This is a genomic window from Prauserella endophytica (genome assembly GCF_005146945.1).
In the GTDB taxonomy this organism is placed as follows: Bacteria; Actinomycetota; Actinomycetes; order Mycobacteriales; family Pseudonocardiaceae; genus Prauserella_A; species Prauserella_A endophytica.
Genome location: NZ_SWMS01000001.1, coordinates 409,839 through 425,296 on the forward strand (window position 1 = coordinate 409,839; position 15,458 = coordinate 425,296).

The window sequence follows — 15,458 nt, forward strand, 5'->3', positions numbered from 1 at the left end:
CGACATGCCTGCTGTCTGGGAGCACTCCGGAATCTGTGCCCTGCTGCTGCGGCGCGGCCGCCTCGGCTCGCCGCCGTGCTGAGGCCATTCCGGATCCCATTTGTTTTTGACAGTAAGGAATAAATTCGCATGACTCTGGAATTGTCTGATCGCTCTGCCCTGCGCGAAGCACGAGTGCCCGCCGGCGGGATTCTCGAAGGCCCTCGGGTGCTGAACCGGCTGCCCGAGGGCGTCGAGCCCAGGCCATACGAGCTGTTCGGGGTGCGTCCGCTCGGGCGCGTCATCGGCGCCGAGATCGATGGTGTGGACCTCGGTGAGCCGCTGACGCCCGAACTGCGGGAGGAGCTCAACCGCGCGCTGCTGGAGTGGAAGGTGCTGTTCTTCCGCGACCAGGACATCACGCCCGCGCAGCAGCGCGCGTTCGCCCGCAACTGGGGCCCGCTGGAGACCAACCCGTTCATCCCGGCGGGCGACACCGACGAGGTCACGCGGTTCGAGCGCAGCGCCTCGATGCCGGGCTTCGAGAACATCTGGCACACCGACGTCACGTTCCGGCCCAACCCGGCGCTGGGCTCGGTGCTCCGGCTCGTGACCGTGCCGCCGGTTGGCGGTGACACGATGTGGGCCGACATGGCGGCGGCGTACGACAACCTGCCCGAGGACGTGAAGGCCCGCATCGACGGCCTCAAGGCGGTGCACGACTACCTGCCCGGCTTCGACCGGTTCTCCGACCCAGAGGTGCTCGCGCGCTGGCAGGAGCAGTTCCCGCCGGTCGAGCACCCGGTTGTGCGCAGGCACCCGGAGACGGGCAGGCGCACGCTGTTCGTCAATCAGTCCTTCACCACCCACATCGTGGGGATGGACCGGGACGAGAGCGACCGCCTGCTGCACTACCTCTTCACGCAGGCGCACGTGCCGGAGTACCAGGTGCGGTTCCGCTGGACCGAGAACGCGGTGGCCTTCTGGGACAACCGCGCCACCCAGCACTACGCGGTGAACGACTACGCGCCGCACCCACGCGTCGCCGAGCGGGTCGCCATCGCGGGCGACCGCCCCTTCTAGCCCACTTGCCGACTGCAGTGAAGGCCACCATCACTGCGTGGAATTGACGCAGTGGCGCGCAGCGTCTCCTCTTGGGCGGTGGGGGGAGACGGGTGGGCGCAGTGAAGGTGGCCTTCACTGCATGTTGGGCTAGATGCCGAGGCGGTGGAGGAGCTGGGACTCGATGTGTTCCAGCTCCGCGGCGACGGCCCGGTGGGCGGCCTTGCGGCGTGCGGCGGGCATCCGCTCGGCGGCCCGCACCGACGCGGCGAGCTGTTCGAGGGTCGACTGGCCGCGCTCGGCGAAGGTCAGGTCGTCGTCGGTGACCTTGGGGGAGCGGCGCAGCTCGGTGAGCCCGTCTGCGGCGCCCGCGATGCGGGCGAGCAGCGCGCCACCCCGGCCGGTGTACTCGCTGAGCTGCTCGACGCTGATTCCCATGCGACGCGCCTGGTAGCGGTCGTAGGCGTCTCTCGCGGCACCGGCCGCCCGGACGGCGAGCGGGGCCACCACCGGCACCGCGGCGGGGATGATCACCTTGGCCACGCGCACGGCGTTCTTGGCCTTCTTCGGCGTCAGTGCGGACTCGTGCTCGACGTTTCCGGCGGGCTCGGCGGCCTTGTCTCGGGAGTGTCGGTGCCCTCTCATACAGTGAGCGTATGGCAAACGAGGTGCTGCTGGACGCGGGAGTGGTGACCCGCTGCCGTCGGCGCGTGCACCTCGACAATGATCCGAGCTTGCGCGACGTCCCGCTCGCCCCGCCGGATCCGGCCGCTGAGCAGCGGATCGCCGACGCGAGGGCTCACCGCGCCGAGATCGCGGAGCGGTTGCGCGCGGCCACCGGCGCGCCGTGGACGGTGGTTCCGCCCGACCTGCCGCCATCCGATCGGGTGGGCCTGACGATGACGGCGCTGGAGGAGCGCGTCCCGTTCGTCTGGGGTGGGCTGCTGCCGGTCGACACCGAGGGCGGCAGGCGCGGCGGTGTCGAGCTGCTCGTGCGCACGGCCGGGGGTTACGTGCCGGTCCTGGTGGTGCGGCACCGCATCACCGACCCCGGCGAGGGCGCGCGCACGGCGCCGATGACCGACCTCGACCCGGACAACGCGCGCACCGACCCGGAGCGCAAGCTCCGTTCGCACCCACGTGACCAGCTCCGCCTCGCCCACCTCCGGCGCCTGCTGGAGGCCGCGGGCCACGCCGAGGGCGGCAGGGCGCTCGGCGGGGTCATCGGGCTCGACGCCGACGTGGTGGTGTGGCACGACCTCGGCGCACCGACGTGGCCGGGCGGCCGCAGCACACTGGAGGAGTACGACGATCGCTTCGCCGACCGGCTCGCCGTCGCCCGCGCCGCCGCCGAGCGCCGGGAAGCCCTCGCCGAGCCGTCGCGGGTCCTGGAGTGCCGCCGCTGTCCGTGGTGGCCGGTGTGCGAGGCGGATCTCACGCGGATCAGGGACGTGAGCCTCGTGGTGCGCGGCGAGGACGCGGTGGAGCTGCGCAAGGCAGGCGTCGGCACGGTCGACAAGCTCGCCGCCCTGGACGTGGCCGACGAGTCGCCGATCCAGTGGACGGGCACCACGTTCGTCGACGCGGTCGCGCTCGCGCGGGCCTGGCTGGCCGACCTGACAGTGGTGCGCCGCGTCGCCGACGTCACCGTGCCACGCGCCGACGTCGAGGTGGACATCGACATGGAGAGCTTCGGCGACTCCGGCGCGTACCTGTGGGGTTGCCTGCTCAGCGGCGCCGACATCGGCGTGGAACCGGGCTACCGCGCCTTCGCGACGTGGGAGCCACTGCCCACTGTGGACGAGGCGCGCTCGTTCGCGGAGTTCTGGACGTGGCTGTCCGACGTGCGTGCGCGAACGGCTGCCGCGGGGCTGAGCTTCCGCGCCTACTGCTACAACGCGCTCGCCGAGAACCGCTGGCTGTTCGCGTCGGTCGAGCGTTTCGCGGGCATGGCAGGCGTTCCGTCGAAGGACGAGCTGCGGTCCTTCGTGGACTCCGAGGAGTGGGTGGACCTCTTCCGCAGCGTCTCCGACCAGTTCCTGTGCTCACACGGCAAGGGACTCAAGGTCGTCGCACCCGTCGCCGGCTTCCGGTGGCGGGACCCGGAAGCCGGCGGCGAGGCGTCGATGCGCTGGTACCGCGACGCGGTGGGCATGGACGGCGGGGTTCCCGATCCCGCCCAGCGTGAACGGCTGCTGCGCTACAACGAGGACGACGTGCTGGCCACCCACACCCTCCGCGAGTGGATGACCGGCCCGGCCATGCGGGACGTCCCCTTCATGGGAGACCTGTAGGCCGTCTAGCGCGGCGCCATCCGCAGCGAACCGTCCAGCCGGATCACCTCACCGTTCAGGTAGTCGTGCTGGACGATGTAGAGCGCCAGCTGCGCGTACTCGTCGGGACGGCCGAGCCGCTTCGGGAACGGCACGCCCGCGGCGAGACCCGCGCGGAACTCGTCGCTCACCGTCGCCAGCATCGGGGTGTCGATGATGCCGGGTGCGATCGTCATCACGCGGATGCCGTGCGAGGCGAGGTCGCGCGCGGCGGGCAGGGTCATGCCGACGACGCCGCCCTTGGAGGCCGAGTAGGCGATCTGGCCGATCTGCCCGTCGTAGGCGGCGACCGACGCCGTGTTGATGATGACGCCGCGCTGGTCGTCGGCCAGCTGCTCGGTCTTGGCCATCGCTTCGGCGGCGACGGTGACGACGTTGAACGTGCCGATGAGATTGACCTCGACGACCTTGCGGAACAGGTTGAGGTCGTGCGGGCCCTTCTTCGACAGGATGCGCGCGGAGGGGCCGATGCCGGCGCAGTTCACGACGGTGCGCAGCGGAACGCCTGAGCCCGCCGCCTGTTCTACCGCGGCGCGCACCTGCTCGGGGTCGGTCACGTCGGCCTCGACGTACGTGACGCCGTCGACCTGCTCGGCCTTCTCGATCGCGGCGGCGAGGTCGAGCGCGAAGACGCGCGCGCCCTGCTCTGCGAGTGCCCGTGCCGTGGCGCCGCCGAGGCCGGAGGCGCCACCCGTGACGATGGCCGCGGTGTCGGTGATCTGCATGGTCTTCCTTTCTCACCCTGCTGAATCCGGCACCAGGTTAACGCTCGTTCGCGTGATGGGTCCCGAGGCCATTCGTTGACGAATGGCCGCCTGCTGGTTCCCCCCGTGTTCGCTCGCAGGTCAACTGCGGGTGTGACCGTCGGTATATGAGCGCAGCTCGAATCGTGGTGGTGGGCACCGGCTACGTCGGACTCACCACCGGTGCGTGCCTTGCCAGTCTGGGTCACCTGGTGACCTGCGCCGATGTGGACGAATCGAAGGTCGCCAGGCTCGCCGCGGGCAGGGTCGACATCATGGAGCCGGGCCTGGCCGAGCTGGTCGCCCGCGGTCTCACCAGCGGCAACCTGTCCTTCGTCGTCGGCGCCAGAGAGGCCGTGCGCGACGCCGACGGGGTCTTCCTGTGCGTGCCGACGCCGATGGGCGCGGGCGGCGCGGCGGACCTGCGGGCGGTGGAGCAGGTGGTGGCCGAGATCGCCGACGTGCTGCCCAGCGGGTGCGCACTGATCACCAAGTCGACCGTGCCCGTCGGCACCGCCCGCCGGATCCAGGAGCTGACCGGCAGGCCGGACCTGCCGGTGGTCTCCAACCCGGAGTTCCTCCGCGAGGGCACCGCGGTGTCCGACTTCCTCGGCCCCGACCGGATCGTCGTGGGCTCCGACACACCTGGCGCCGCCGACTGGGTCGCCGATCTCTACGCCGACCTCGGCGCGCCCGCTGTGGTCACCGATGCCGCCAGCGCCGAGCTGGTGAAGTACGCAGCCAACTGCTTCCTCGCGATGAAGCTCTCCTACGTCAACGCCATCGCCGAGCTGTGCGAGCGGCTCGGCGCCGACATCGAGCCGGTGACGCTCGGGATGGGCTACGACCGGCGCATCGGGCGGTCGTTCCTGCGGCCGGGGCCCGGCTGGGGCGGCTCGTGCCTGCCGAAGGACACCAGCGCGCTGCTCAGGATCGCCGAGTCGGTGCGGTTCGACTTCGAGCTGCTCGACGCGGCGGTGGAGGAGAACATCGCCCAGCGCGACCGCGTGATCGCCAAGATCGCGGGCGCGGTCGGTGGCAGGCTCTCGGGCGCCCGCATCGGTCTGCTGGGGCTGGCGTTCAAGGCCGGGACCAACGACCTGCGTGACTCGCCCGCGCTGTCCATCGCGTCGGTGCTGTGCGCGCACGGCGCCGAGGTGACGGCGTACGACCCCGCGGTGAAGGGCGAGCTGCCCGGCATGCTCGTGGTGGACAACGCCTACCAGGTGGCGAAGGGTGCCGACGTTGTGGTCGTGCTCACCGAATGGCCAGAGTTCACCCGGCTCGACTGGGCGTACGTGGCGGAGTTGATGCACGGTGACGCCGTTGTGGACACCCGTAACCTGCTGGAACCCCGCACGGTGCTCGACGCCGGGCTGAGCTGGCAGGGCGTCGGGCGACCGCGAGCCGGGGCACGCGTCACTTCCGTTAGTTGAGCGAACGAAGCGTCCGCCCGTAGGGTTCAGGACGTGTTCACCACCAGACCTGAGCTCGCCGGTACGCGGGGCATGGTCGCCTCGACCCACTGGCTCGCCTCCGCCGCAGGCATGGCCGTCCTCGAGGACGGCGGTAACGCCTTCGACGCGGCCGTGGCGGCAGGCTTCGTGTTGCAGGTTGCCGAGCCGCACCTCAACGGACCGGGTGGGCAGGTGCCCGCGATCTTCGTGACCGCGAGCGACCGCACGCCCAAGGTGTTGTGCGGACAGGGCGTCTCGCCCGCCGCGGCGACCCCACGGCACTTCGCCGACCTGGGCCTCGACCTCATCCCCGGCAGTGGGCTGCTCGCGGCGACCGTGCCCGGCGCGTGGGACGCGTGGCTGCTCATGCTGCGCGACCACGGCACCAAGAGCCTGCGCGAGGTGCTGGGCCACGCGATCTCGTACGCCTGGGACGGCGTGCCGGTGGTCGGCCGCATCACCGAGACCATCGACACCGTCGCCGAGCTCTTCGCACACCACTGGACCACCTCGGCGCAGCTGTGGCTGCCCGGCGGTGAGGCGCCCGCCCCCGGCTCGCTGCACCGCAACCCGACGCTGGCGCGCACCTGGCAGCGGCTGCTCGCCGAGGCCGAGGCCGTGTCCGGCCGCGAGGCCCAGATCGACGCCGCGCGCCGCGCGTGGTCACACGGCTTCGTCGCCGAGGCGGTGGACTCCTTCAGCCGCACCGCTTTCCGCGACGACTCCGGCCGCGATCACCCAGGCCTGCTCACGGCCGACGACCTCGCGGGCTGGGAGGCTTCTTACGAGGACGCGCTGGTCACCGACTTCGGCGAGTGGAGCCTCGTGAAGTGCGGCGGCTGGACGCAGGGCCCCGTGCTCGCGCAACAACTGCGCATCCTGGAGGGGCTCCGCGACGAACTGTCTTATGTGGACGGTGTGCCGACCGCGCGGACCATCCACCTAGCCGCGGAGGCGGCGAAGCTCGCGTTCGCCGACCGGGAGGCCTATTACGGCGATACGGGCGACGTGCCGCTGGAGTGGCTGCTCTCCCGCGAGTACGCCGAGCAGCGCAGGGCGCTCATCGGCGACGAGGCGAGCGGCGAGCTGCGCCCCGGCGGCGCCGACCCGAGGCTGCCGAAGATCATCGCCGAGACGTGTGGCGTGCCGGCGGGCGGCGGCGCGATCGGAGAGCCGACCGTGGGCCCGCAGGGGCAGGTGCGCGGCGACACCGTGCACATCGACGTGGTGGACGCCGACGGGAACATGGTGTCCGCGACGCCGTCGGGCGGCTGGCTCCAGTCGTCGCCGACCATCCCGGAGCTCGGCTTCTGTCTCGACTCGCGGGCACAGATGTTCTGGCTCGAGGAGGGCCTGCCCAACTCGCTGGCCCCCGGCAAGCGGCCCAGGATCACGCTGTCGCCCTCGATGGCGCTGCGCGACGGCGAGCCGGTGATCGCGTTCGGCACGCCCGGCGGCGACCAGCAGGATCAGTGGCAGCTGTGTTTCTGGCTCGCCCACACCCTCGGTGGACTGAACCTGCAGGAGTCGATCGACTCGCCCGCGTGGCACACCACGGCGTTCCCCAGCTCCTTCTACCCGAGGGCGTGGACACCGAAGGAGCTCGTGGCGGAGTCGCGCGTCGGCGAGGTCGCGCTGCGGGCGCTGCGCGAGCGCGGGCACGACGTGGTGGACGCGGGGCCGTGGGCGCTCGGCCGTCTCTCCGCGGTGTCCCGCGACCGCGCCACCGGCATCCTGCGCGCCGCCGCCAACGCGAGGGGCATGCAGGGCTACGCCGTCGGCCGCTGACAAACGCTCCCCAAGGCCACCTTTGTTGCGTTCAACGCAACAAAGGTGGCCTTGGGGAGCGCCACCCCGAAGGGCTAGGGCTGCCAGAGCCAGAACTCGACGTTCTGGTTGTCGACGCAGTCGGCGGTGCGGCCGTAGGGCTCCTGCTTGACCTCGCGCACCTCGCCGCCGACCGTGCGCACCCGCTCCACGGCCGCGTCGAGATCGTCGACGGCGTACATCATCTTCCAGCCCGCGTACGGCTGCCCGCCCCACAGCCCCGAGTCGGGCAGGCCGCTGCCCTCGACGCGCCACGCCCTGGCCACGGAGCCCTCGCCGAACTGCCAGCCCAGCACCGTGCCGTAGAACGTCTTCGCCAGTTCGTCGTCGGGAATGGTGAACGTGAAGTACGCGGCGTGGCCGTGCGCGGGCCGCGGTGCGCCCGCCGACGATCGCCTCGGCGCCTGCGCGAGCAGCCAGCGCTGCCCGAACGGGTCGCGGATCCGGCCGTTCAGACCGTGCCCGCGGTCCTCCACCTCGCCGAGCCGCTCGGCGCCCAGCTCCACCGCGCGCTCTACGGCGGCGGCGACGTCTTGGACCTCGACCCGGATCGACGCCCCGCCCGACGTGGCGACGGTGTGGCCGATCTCGGGGAACTCCTCGGCGAGCATCAGCACCGAGTCGCCGATCGCGACCTCGGCGTGGCCGACCTTGCCGTCCGGCATCACGATCGGCTCCGCGCGGCGGCTCGCGCCGAACACCTCGACGTAGAAGTCCAGCGCCGCGCGCGCATCGGTCACGGCGAGATAGGGGGTCAGCGCGTGCGTCTCGGCCCGCGCGGGTGCCTCTGCGGTGGTCATGTCGTCGTCCCTTCCTTCCTGCAGTACCGCGGCCCGCAGCGCCTCGCGCAGCTCGGCGGCGAAGCCGGGGTCCGGTTCGATGGGCTGGTGCGGGCGGAAGAGGGCATCGAACGCGTCAGTCATCGCTACCCTCCTTCCCCTCGTAGTGGCGTCGGAACGCGGTCCGGGCCCTCACCAGTAGTGCCTCCGTGGCGTGCACCGTGCGCGCCAGGTGCTCGGCGACCTCGGGAACGCTGAGCCCGTCGAGGTAGCGCAGAGTCAGCGCGGCCCGGTGCTGCGGTCGCAGCCGCGCGAGCACCTGCCGGGCCCGCAGCGCGTCGAGCTCGGCTTCCCACGGATCGACGCGCTCGTCCCCGGCGTCGTGGACGAGCCGGAGCTTGCGGTCCTCCCGCTCCTGCGCGCGCCAGTGATCGGCGAGCTTGTGCCGGGCGATGCCGATGAGCCATCCCTTGCTCACCGGCGGTGCGCCCGGCCTGCGGCACGCGCTCACCGCGCCGAGGAACGTCTCCGACGTCAGCTCCTCGGCGAGCGTCCGGTTCCCGCAACGGGACAACAGGTAGCCGTACACCTCCGGCAGCACGTCCTCGTACATGCTGAGCAGCGCGAACGCCGGATCGGGCCGTATCCGTGGTTCCGTCACACCCCTATCGTCGTTCGGCGGGCCACCACTCCGACGCCTTCCCGCCGACTTTTTCGTCCCGAGCGGAGGCGCACCGCGCCGCTAGTCTCGATCGCATGGCCACGACCCATCGCCACAGCTGCACGCTCTGTGAGGCCACCTGCGGTATCACGGTGACGGTCGAGCGCGACCGGGTCACCGACATCAGAGGTGACGAGGCCGATCCGCTGTCCAGGGGCTACATCTGCCCCAAGGCCACCGCGCTCGCCGACGTCCACCACGACCCGGACCGGCTGCGCACCCCGCTCGTGCGGTTCGGGGACGAGTGGGTGGAGACGAGCTGGCCCGCCGCGTTCGAGCTGGTCGCCGCGGGGCTGCGCGAGGTCCGCGAGCGGCACGGCAAGGACGCGCTCGCCGTCTACCAGGGCAATCCCAGTGCCCACAACTTCGGCCTGCTCACCTACGGCCTGCCGTTCTTCCGCGCGCTCGGCACCCGCAACCTGTACTCGGCGACCTCGGTGGACCAGCTGCCGCACATGCTCGCCGCGCTGGAGATGTTCGGTCACCAGCTGCTGATGCCGGTGCCGGACATCGACCGCACGGACCTGTTCGTGTGCCTCGGCGGCAACCCGGCGGTGTCCAACGGCAGCATCATGACCGCGCCGAACGTGCGCGCGCGGCTCAAGGCCGTCCGCAGGGTCGTGGTGATCGACCCGCGTCGCACCGAGACAGCGGGTCTCGCCGACGAGCACCTGTTCATCCGGCCCGGCACCGATGCGCTGCTGTTGCTCTCGCTCATCGAGGTGCTGTTCGCCGAGAACCTGGTGTGCACGGGCAGGCTCACGCCGCACCTGGTCGGCGTCGACATCCTGCGAGAGGTCGCCCGCGGGTTCCCAGCCGAGCGCACCGAGCCGGTCACGGGCGTGCCTGCCGAGCGGGTGCGGGCGCTGGCACGTGAGCTGGCCGAGACACCGAGGGCCGTCCTGTACGGCCGGGTCGGCGTGTGCACACAGGAGTTCGGCGGGCTCGCCGCGTGGCTCGTGGTGGTGGTCAACGCGCTCACCGGGCACCTCGACGAGCCGGGCGGCGCCATGTTCACCACGCCGGCGGTGGACGTTCTGCCGCTCGCGGCGCTCACCGGTCACCGGGGGAGCTTCGGCACCTACCGCAGCCGCGTGCGCGGGCTGCCGGAGTTCGGCGGAGAGCTGCCGGTCGCCGCGCTCGCCGAGGAGATCGAGACGCCGGGAGAAGGACGGATCCGGGGGCTCATCACCTCGGCGGGCAACCCCGTGCTGTCCACTCCGAACGGTGCGCGGCTGGAGCGGGCGCTCGACGGCCTCGACTTCATGGTCTCGATCGACCCCTACCTCAACGAGACCACCCGCCACGCGGACGTGATCCTGCCGCCCACCGTCCACTTGGAACGTTCGCACTACGAGCTGGCGCTGGCGAACTACTCGGTGCGCAACGTCGCGAAGTACTCGCCGCCGGTGTTCCGGCGAGGGCCCGACCAGCGGCACGACTGGGAGATCGTGCTGGAGCTGGCCACCCGCGTGCTCGGCGGCGGCGCGCCCGCACGGCTGCTCGGCGGACTCGGCCCGGAGGCCGTGCTCGAGGCCGGTCTGCTCGCGGGCCCGCACGGCCTGCGCAAGCTCCACAAGGGACTGTCGTTGTGGAAGCTCAAACGTGAGCCGCACGGTGTCGACCTCGGTCCGCTGGAACGCAGGCTGCCCGGCAGGCTCGCCACACGCGGCCGGAAGGTCCACCTGGCCCCGAAGTCCTACCTGGACGACGTGCCCCGCCTGCGCGGCCTGCTTGAGCGCGAGCGCACCGGGCTGGTGCTGATCGGCAGGAGGCAGTTGCGCAGCAACAACTCGTGGATGCACAACAGCGAACGGCTGGTGAAGGGCAAACCCCGCTGTACCCTGCTCGTTCACCCAGACGACGCGCGCGAGCGCGGACTCGACGACGGTGACCGGGCGCTGCTCTCGTCGGCGAGCGGGACCATCGCGGTGCCGGTGGAGGTCACCGACGCGATCATGCCGGGCGTGGTGAGCCTGCCCCACGGCTGGGGACATCACCGCGACGGCGTGCGCCTCGGCGTGGCCGCCGCGCACGCCGGGGTCAGCGCGAACGACGTCACCGACGAACGTTTGGTAGACGCGCTGACGGGCACCGCCGCCCTCTCCGGGGTCCCCGTGGAGCTCACTCCTGAGAGGGAGCTCAGCAAGTCCTGAGCGGGAACCGCCGGACCGCGCGGGCGACGACGCTGATGGCATGACCAAGGCACGGCTCATCCTCTGTTACGTCGCGATCGCGGGCGTCCTCCCTTACCTCCTGCTCAAGATCGTCTGGGTCGCCGGGGGCACGCTCGGCGCCACCGACCCCACGTTCCTGAAGGAGCCGGTGGTGATCGCCGGCAATGCCTTCACCGCGTTCATGGACCTCGTCGCGGTCCTCGTGGTGCTCGCGTTCACCTACGACTGGGGCCAGCGCCTGCCCGCCTGGCTCGTGCTGTTCCCGATCTGGGTCGGCACCGGATTGCTCGCCCCCATCGCGTTGTCGAGCCCCGTGATCGGCCTGGACCTGGCGATGGACCCCGGCGACGGGGCCGAGTTGGCGACCTGGGTGACGCCCATGGTCTACGGCAGCTTCGCCTGGCAGGGCTTCACGTTGCTCGCCGCGTTCGTGCTGTACGCGCGGACCCGCTGGCCGCACGTGTTCACCGGCGCCGTCCCGCACGGACCAGTCGGAATCGTGGCCGGTGCGGGAGCGGTGCTCGCCATCGGCACCGGACTGGCCCGTCTGTGGTGGGCGTTCGTGCCCGAGGACGGTGCCCAGCTCGCCACTCGGTTCGTCGACGGCGTACGTGGTGTGCTCGCCATCGCGGCCGCCGTCGCGGTGCTCACGCTGGCGGGTAGGCGGCTGCGTGGTCGCCTCGTGCTGGCCTGGACCGGTTCGGCCACTATGTTCGCGGGAGGGTTCTGGGCGGTGGTCACGGCGGTCGCCATGGCCGGGGACACGGACTCAGCGCATCTGGTGCTGGCGGGCGTCCAGGCGCTCGGCGGCGTCCTGCTCGCCCTCGGCCTCCTGGCTACCGCACGGGGCGTAGCGCCGGAACGCGCTTTCCAGCCGACGCGCGAAGCCGCCGCTCAGGGGTAGCTTCAACGCGTGTTCCCGCCCAGGAAGCTCCTCACCGACGTGATCGGCCCGCTGGCCCTCACCGCCTTCGTCCTGGGCATCACCACCATCGCCGCCACGCAGCAGCCGCATGCCCAGCACCTCGACGTGCTGGGCTACGGCCTGTTGTGCGGTGCGGCGCTGCCGCTGCTGGCGCGCAAGCGGTTCCCGGTCTCCGTGTTCGCCGTGTCGATCGCGTGCGCGCTCGCGTACTACTGGAGTGGCTATCCCGGGGGGCCCGCGATCCTGCTGCCCGCGCTGGCGCTCTACACGGTCGCGCTGGTGCGCGGTCCCCTCGTCGCGAGCATCGCCGGTGCCGTGCTGGTCGTGGCAGGGTACGTGTTCTTCGTGGCCGCCGGGCTCGGCTGGCTGCCCGACGCGAGGGCCGCGGGCCTCGTCGCGGGCGTCGCGGCCGTGATCGGCATCGGCACCGCCGTGCGCAACCGTGGTACAGCGCTCGCCGCGGCCAGAGAGCAGGAGACCGAGCGCCGCGAACGGCTCGCCGAGCAGGAGCGGCTGCGCATCGCCCGCGAGGTGCACGACGTGGTCGCCCACAGCCTCGCCATGATCAACGTGCAGGCCGGGGTCGCCGCACACGTCGCCGACCGCAAACCGGAGCAGGCCAAGGAGGCCCTGCGCAACATCAAGGAGGCCAGCGCGTCGGCGCTCACCGACCTGCGGGCCACACTGGCCGTGCTGCGCACCGGCGAGAACCGGGCGCCCGCGCCGAGCCTGCGGCAACTCGACGAGCTGCTCGACCACGCCAGGACCGCGGGGCTCGTGGTACGGCTGCGCGGCCACGCCGGGGAGCTGCCCGCGCCCGTCGACGCCGCGGCGTACCGGATCCTCCAGGAGTCGCTCACCAACGTCGTGCGCCACGCCAACCAGGCCAGGCTCGTGGAGGTGCGGCTGTCGCGGGCGAACGGCAGTCTGCGGCTGAGCGTGCGGGACGACGGCTCGGGCGCGGCCAGCCCGAAGGTCGGGAACGGGCTGCGCGGCATGCGGGAACGGGCCGAGGCGCTGGGCGGCACCGCCGACGCGGGCCCGGTCGACGGCGGGTTCGAGGTCAGGGCCGTGATACCGATCGAGGAGCGGACATGACGATCAGGGTGGTGCTCGCCGACGACCAGGTGCTCGTGCGCGCCGGTTTCCGCGTGCTGCTGGACACCGAGGACGGGTTCGAGGTGTGCGGCGAGGCCTCCGACGGCGAGGAGGCCGTCGCCCTCGCGCGCGAGCACAAGCCCGACGTCGTGGTGATGGACGTGCGGATGCCCGGCGTCGACGGGCTGGAGGCGACCAGGCGGATCGCGGAGGATCCCGAGCTCGCCGACGTGAAGGTGCTGGTGCTGACCACGTTCGACGTGGACTCGTACGTCTACGACGCCCTGCGGGGCGGGGCGAGCGGGTTCCTGCTGAAGGACACCGACCCCGTGGAGTTGCTGCGGGCGCTGCGCGTGGTGGCCGCGGGGGAGGCCCTGCTGGCGCCCACCGTCACGCGCAGGCTCATCTCCGAGTTCGTCGGCAGGCCGGAGAACCGCAGGATCGACCCCGCCGCCATCCAGCAGATCACCGACCGCGAGCGCGAGGTGCTTGCGCTCGTCGCGGGCGGGCTGACCAACGACGAGATCGCGGGCGAGCTGTTCATCTCCACGGCCACCGCGCGCACACACGTCAGCCGCATCATGACCAAGCTCGCCGCGAGGGACCGCGCGCAGCTGGTCGTGCTCGCGTACGAGTCGGGCCTGGTCAAGCCCGGCGCCGCTAGCTGACCGCAGTGAAGGCCACCATGCCTGCGTTCAACGCAGTGAAGGCCACCTTGCCTGCGTTCAACGCAGTGAAGGCCACCTTGCCTGCGCCCGCCCGTCTCCCCCCACCACCCAAACGGAGGCGCTCCGCGTCGCTGTGTTCGATCAACGCAGTGAAGGTGGCCTTCACTGCGGCGGGCGGCAGGCCAGGGGGCGTCGGTCGGGGGTCAGTCAGCCGAGCGGCGGGATCGCATGACCTCGCGCGTCACCCTGACCAGGAAAACCGCGGCGATCACGGCGACGAGGGATATCTGCAGCCACATCACGCCTCCTCTCTCCGGGGCCCGATGCTCCGCTCAGAGGGCGCGTGACCGTGGGATGAGGTTGGCCGTGTTGGCCAACCTCACCCGTTCGGCGGTATGAGAGTCAGTCGCCGGTGGTGCTGGGCGGCGCGTGGTTGATCTGCTCGTCGAGCAGGTCGGTGAACACCGGCTCGAGCTGGTCGCGGTTCGGACCGGTCACGTCGATGATCACCACGCGCTTGTAGAGCACGTACACCGCGCGGTAGACGCTGTCGGAGCTGGCGTTGCCCGCCCCGAACACCGGAACACCCTGCATCGACAGCTCCCGGACCTCCGGGATGCCGCCTTCCTGCTGGATGACGCCGTACTCCTCCGCGGCCGCGGCCGCGGCGTCCTCGTTGGACACCTCGATCGCGTAGATGCCGATCGTGGCGTCGCCGTCGCGCGTGGTCTTGAGCAGGCCGTCGGTCATCCCGGCGTCGTCGAGCGCCTGGACCATCGACTCCGGCAGCATCTGGTTGGTCCTCAGCTGCTCCAGGTTGAACGCCCCACCGCCGTTGCGCTCCTGGCCGGGCGGGTCTATGATCGCCGACTCGTTGTCGGCGGGCACGGCCTTCGGAGCGGGCGGCTCCGGCAGCGCCGAGCTGGTTGGCTGCGGCGGGGCCTGCGACTGCGAGTTGGCGGGTGGGTTCTGCGCCTGGGGGTTGTCGTTGCCGCCGTTGATGAACAGCGCCCACACGGCGAAGCCGATACCCGCGAGCAGCACCACACCGAGCACGGAGAACAGCACCTTGCGGCCCGCGCCCGACTTCGACTCGGACTCGAAGGACTCGGGGCCCTGGCTCACGCCCCACTCGGAGCTGCCCTGCGGCGCGATCGGCGGGAAGTCACCGCCACCCCACGGCGGCGTGGCGTCCTCCTGCGCGGCGTTCCACGGCTGCTGCTGGTACTGCTGCTGAGGACCGGCGAACCCGGCGGGAGGGGAGGCGGGCTGCTGGTACTGCTGCTGCGGCTGGGGGAAGCCCGCCGGCGGCGAGGCCTGCGGCGGCCGGGGCTGCTGCGACTGCCAGTTGGGCACGACCTGCGTGCGCTCGCCACCGGCGGCCGAGGGCGGTACGGCCTGCGTGGCTTCCGGCTGCTGCGCTTGCTGGGGCTGTACCGGCTGAGCGGGCTGCTGGGGGGTGCCCTGCGGAGGTGACAGCGGCTCGATGATCTGCGTCGAGTCGGCGTTGCCGCCCTGGTCGCCCTGCGGCTGCTGCTCCGTCGAGGTCACCGCCGACGACAGGATCTGGTCCCGGCGGGTTCTGTACTCGTCCGCGGACAGGCTGCCGGACGCGAGACTCTCGTCCAGCTTGCGTAGCTCTTCCTGCCAGGTCACCCCCGGCCCCCCTTCGGGACAGTTCTGTGCATG

General features: G+C 71.6%; 13 protein-coding genes. 8 read left to right on the forward strand and 5 right to left on the reverse strand.

What is annotated here, in order from left to right:
• The first annotated feature begins 129 nt into the window (after positions 1-129).
• Positions 130-1,062 carry a TauD/TfdA dioxygenase family protein gene (locus FCN18_RS02110; protein ID WP_112265993.1) on the forward strand — a complete coding sequence of 311 codons (933 nt, stop codon included), beginning with the start codon at positions 130-132 and terminating at the stop codon, positions 1,060-1,062.
• Positions 1,063-1,191: 129 nt separating this feature from the next.
• Here FCN18_RS02110 and FCN18_RS02115 read toward each other — a convergent pair whose 3' ends face one another.
• Positions 1,192-1,686, reverse strand: a complete 495-nt coding sequence (locus FCN18_RS02115; protein WP_112265995.1) for a DUF6474 family protein — start codon at positions 1,684-1,686, stop codon at positions 1,192-1,194.
• 11 nt (positions 1,687-1,697) lie between these two features.
• On the opposite strand from FCN18_RS02115, the gene FCN18_RS02120 reads away from it, so the two are divergent.
• Positions 1,698-3,335 (forward strand): TM0106 family RecB-like putative nuclease, encoded by a 1,638-nt coding sequence (locus FCN18_RS02120; protein WP_113642756.1) that lies wholly within the window; start codon positions 1,698-1,700, stop codon positions 3,333-3,335.
• 5 nt (positions 3,336-3,340) lie between these two features.
• On the opposite strand, the gene FCN18_RS02125 is transcribed toward FCN18_RS02120, so the two are convergent.
• A complete protein-coding gene (locus tag FCN18_RS02125; RefSeq protein ID WP_137092959.1) occupies positions 3,341-4,099 on the reverse strand; it encodes an SDR family NAD(P)-dependent oxidoreductase in 759 nt (252 codons plus the stop codon).
• A 146-nt stretch (positions 4,100-4,245) separates the two neighbouring features.
• Here FCN18_RS02125 and FCN18_RS02130 point away from each other — a divergent pair, with 146 nt between their 5' ends.
• Both FCN18_RS02130 and FCN18_RS02135 read left to right on the forward strand, forming a co-directional pair.
• Positions 4,246-5,553 carry a UDP-glucose dehydrogenase family protein gene (locus FCN18_RS02130; protein WP_112266001.1) on the forward strand — a complete coding sequence of 436 codons (1,308 nt, stop codon included), beginning with the start codon at positions 4,246-4,248 and terminating at the stop codon, positions 5,551-5,553.
• 33 nt (positions 5,554-5,586) lie between these two features.
• On the forward strand, positions 5,587-7,362 hold the full coding sequence (locus FCN18_RS02135) for a gamma-glutamyltransferase family protein (protein WP_137092961.1): 1,776 nt from the start codon (positions 5,587-5,589) through the stop codon (positions 7,360-7,362).
• A 74-nt stretch (positions 7,363-7,436) separates the two neighbouring features.
• Here the strand turns inward: FCN18_RS02135 and FCN18_RS02140 are convergent, their stop codons facing one another.
• Together FCN18_RS02140 and FCN18_RS02145 are read right to left on the reverse strand one after the other, a co-directional pair.
• A complete protein-coding gene (locus FCN18_RS02140; RefSeq protein ID WP_137092964.1) occupies positions 7,437-8,324 on the reverse strand; it encodes a VOC family protein in 888 nt (295 codons plus the stop codon).
• Positions 8,317-8,841 (reverse strand): RNA polymerase sigma factor, encoded by a 525-nt coding sequence (locus FCN18_RS02145; RefSeq protein ID WP_137092966.1) that lies wholly within the window; start codon positions 8,839-8,841, stop codon positions 8,317-8,319. Before FCN18_RS02145 ends, FCN18_RS02140 begins: the two co-directional genes overlap by 8 nt.
• 95 nt (positions 8,842-8,936) lie before the next feature.
• Here FCN18_RS02145 and FCN18_RS02150 point away from each other — a divergent pair, with 95 nt between their 5' ends.
• Genes FCN18_RS02150 through FCN18_RS02165 form a run of 4 tightly spaced genes read left to right on the forward strand, consistent with a single transcriptional unit; the run spans position 8,937 to position 13,769 of the window.
• Positions 8,937-11,057, forward strand: coding sequence for a molybdopterin oxidoreductase family protein (locus FCN18_RS02150; RefSeq protein WP_113642752.1), 2,121 nt, complete (start codon positions 8,937-8,939; stop codon positions 11,055-11,057).
• Positions 11,058-11,097: 40 nt separating this feature from the next.
• Positions 11,098-11,982 carry a hypothetical protein gene (locus FCN18_RS02155; RefSeq protein WP_112266011.1) on the forward strand — a complete coding sequence of 295 codons (885 nt, stop codon included), beginning with the start codon at positions 11,098-11,100 and terminating at the stop codon, positions 11,980-11,982.
• 9 nt (positions 11,983-11,991) lie between these two features.
• A complete protein-coding gene (locus FCN18_RS02160) occupies positions 11,992-13,101 on the forward strand; it encodes a sensor histidine kinase (protein WP_228713579.1) in 1,110 nt (369 codons plus the stop codon).
• Positions 13,098-13,769 carry a response regulator gene (locus tag FCN18_RS02165; RefSeq protein WP_112266013.1) on the forward strand — a complete coding sequence of 224 codons (672 nt, stop codon included), beginning with the start codon at positions 13,098-13,100 and terminating at the stop codon, positions 13,767-13,769. Before FCN18_RS02160 ends, FCN18_RS02165 begins: the two co-directional genes overlap by 4 nt.
• 402 nt (positions 13,770-14,171) lie before the next feature.
• Here FCN18_RS02165 and FCN18_RS02170 read toward each other — a convergent pair whose 3' ends face one another.
• On the reverse strand, positions 14,172-15,425 hold the full coding sequence (locus FCN18_RS02170; RefSeq protein WP_112266017.1) for a flagellar basal body protein FliL: 1,254 nt from the start codon (positions 15,423-15,425) through the stop codon (positions 14,172-14,174).
• Positions 15,426-15,458: the final 33 nt, after the last annotated feature.

Excerpts from the sequence above, each read along its gene's own strand:
- FCN18_RS02125 (WP_137092959.1), bottom strand. The coding sequence starts at position 4,099 with ATGCAGATCACCGACACCGCGGCCATCGTCACGGGTGGCGCCTCCGGC.
- FCN18_RS02115 (WP_112265995.1), bottom strand. The coding sequence starts at position 1,686 with ATGAGAGGGCACCGACACTCCCGAGACAAGGCCGCCGAGCCCGCCGGA.
- FCN18_RS02155 (WP_112266011.1), top strand. The coding sequence starts at position 11,098 with ATGACCAAGGCACGGCTCATCCTCTGTTACGTCGCGATCGCGGGCGTC.
- FCN18_RS02110 (WP_112265993.1), top strand. The coding sequence starts at position 130 with ATGACTCTGGAATTGTCTGATCGCTCTGCCCTGCGCGAAGCACGAGTG.
- FCN18_RS02165 (WP_112266013.1), top strand. The coding sequence starts at position 13,098 with ATGACGATCAGGGTGGTGCTCGCCGACGACCAGGTGCTCGTGCGCGCC.
- FCN18_RS02150 (WP_113642752.1), top strand. The coding sequence starts at position 8,937 with ATGGCCACGACCCATCGCCACAGCTGCACGCTCTGTGAGGCCACCTGC.
- FCN18_RS02120 (WP_113642756.1), top strand. The coding sequence starts at position 1,698 with ATGGCAAACGAGGTGCTGCTGGACGCGGGAGTGGTGACCCGCTGCCGT.
- FCN18_RS02140 (WP_137092964.1), bottom strand. The coding sequence starts at position 8,324 with ATGACTGACGCGTTCGATGCCCTCTTCCGCCCGCACCAGCCCATCGAA.
- FCN18_RS02130 (WP_112266001.1), top strand. The coding sequence starts at position 4,246 with ATGAGCGCAGCTCGAATCGTGGTGGTGGGCACCGGCTACGTCGGACTC.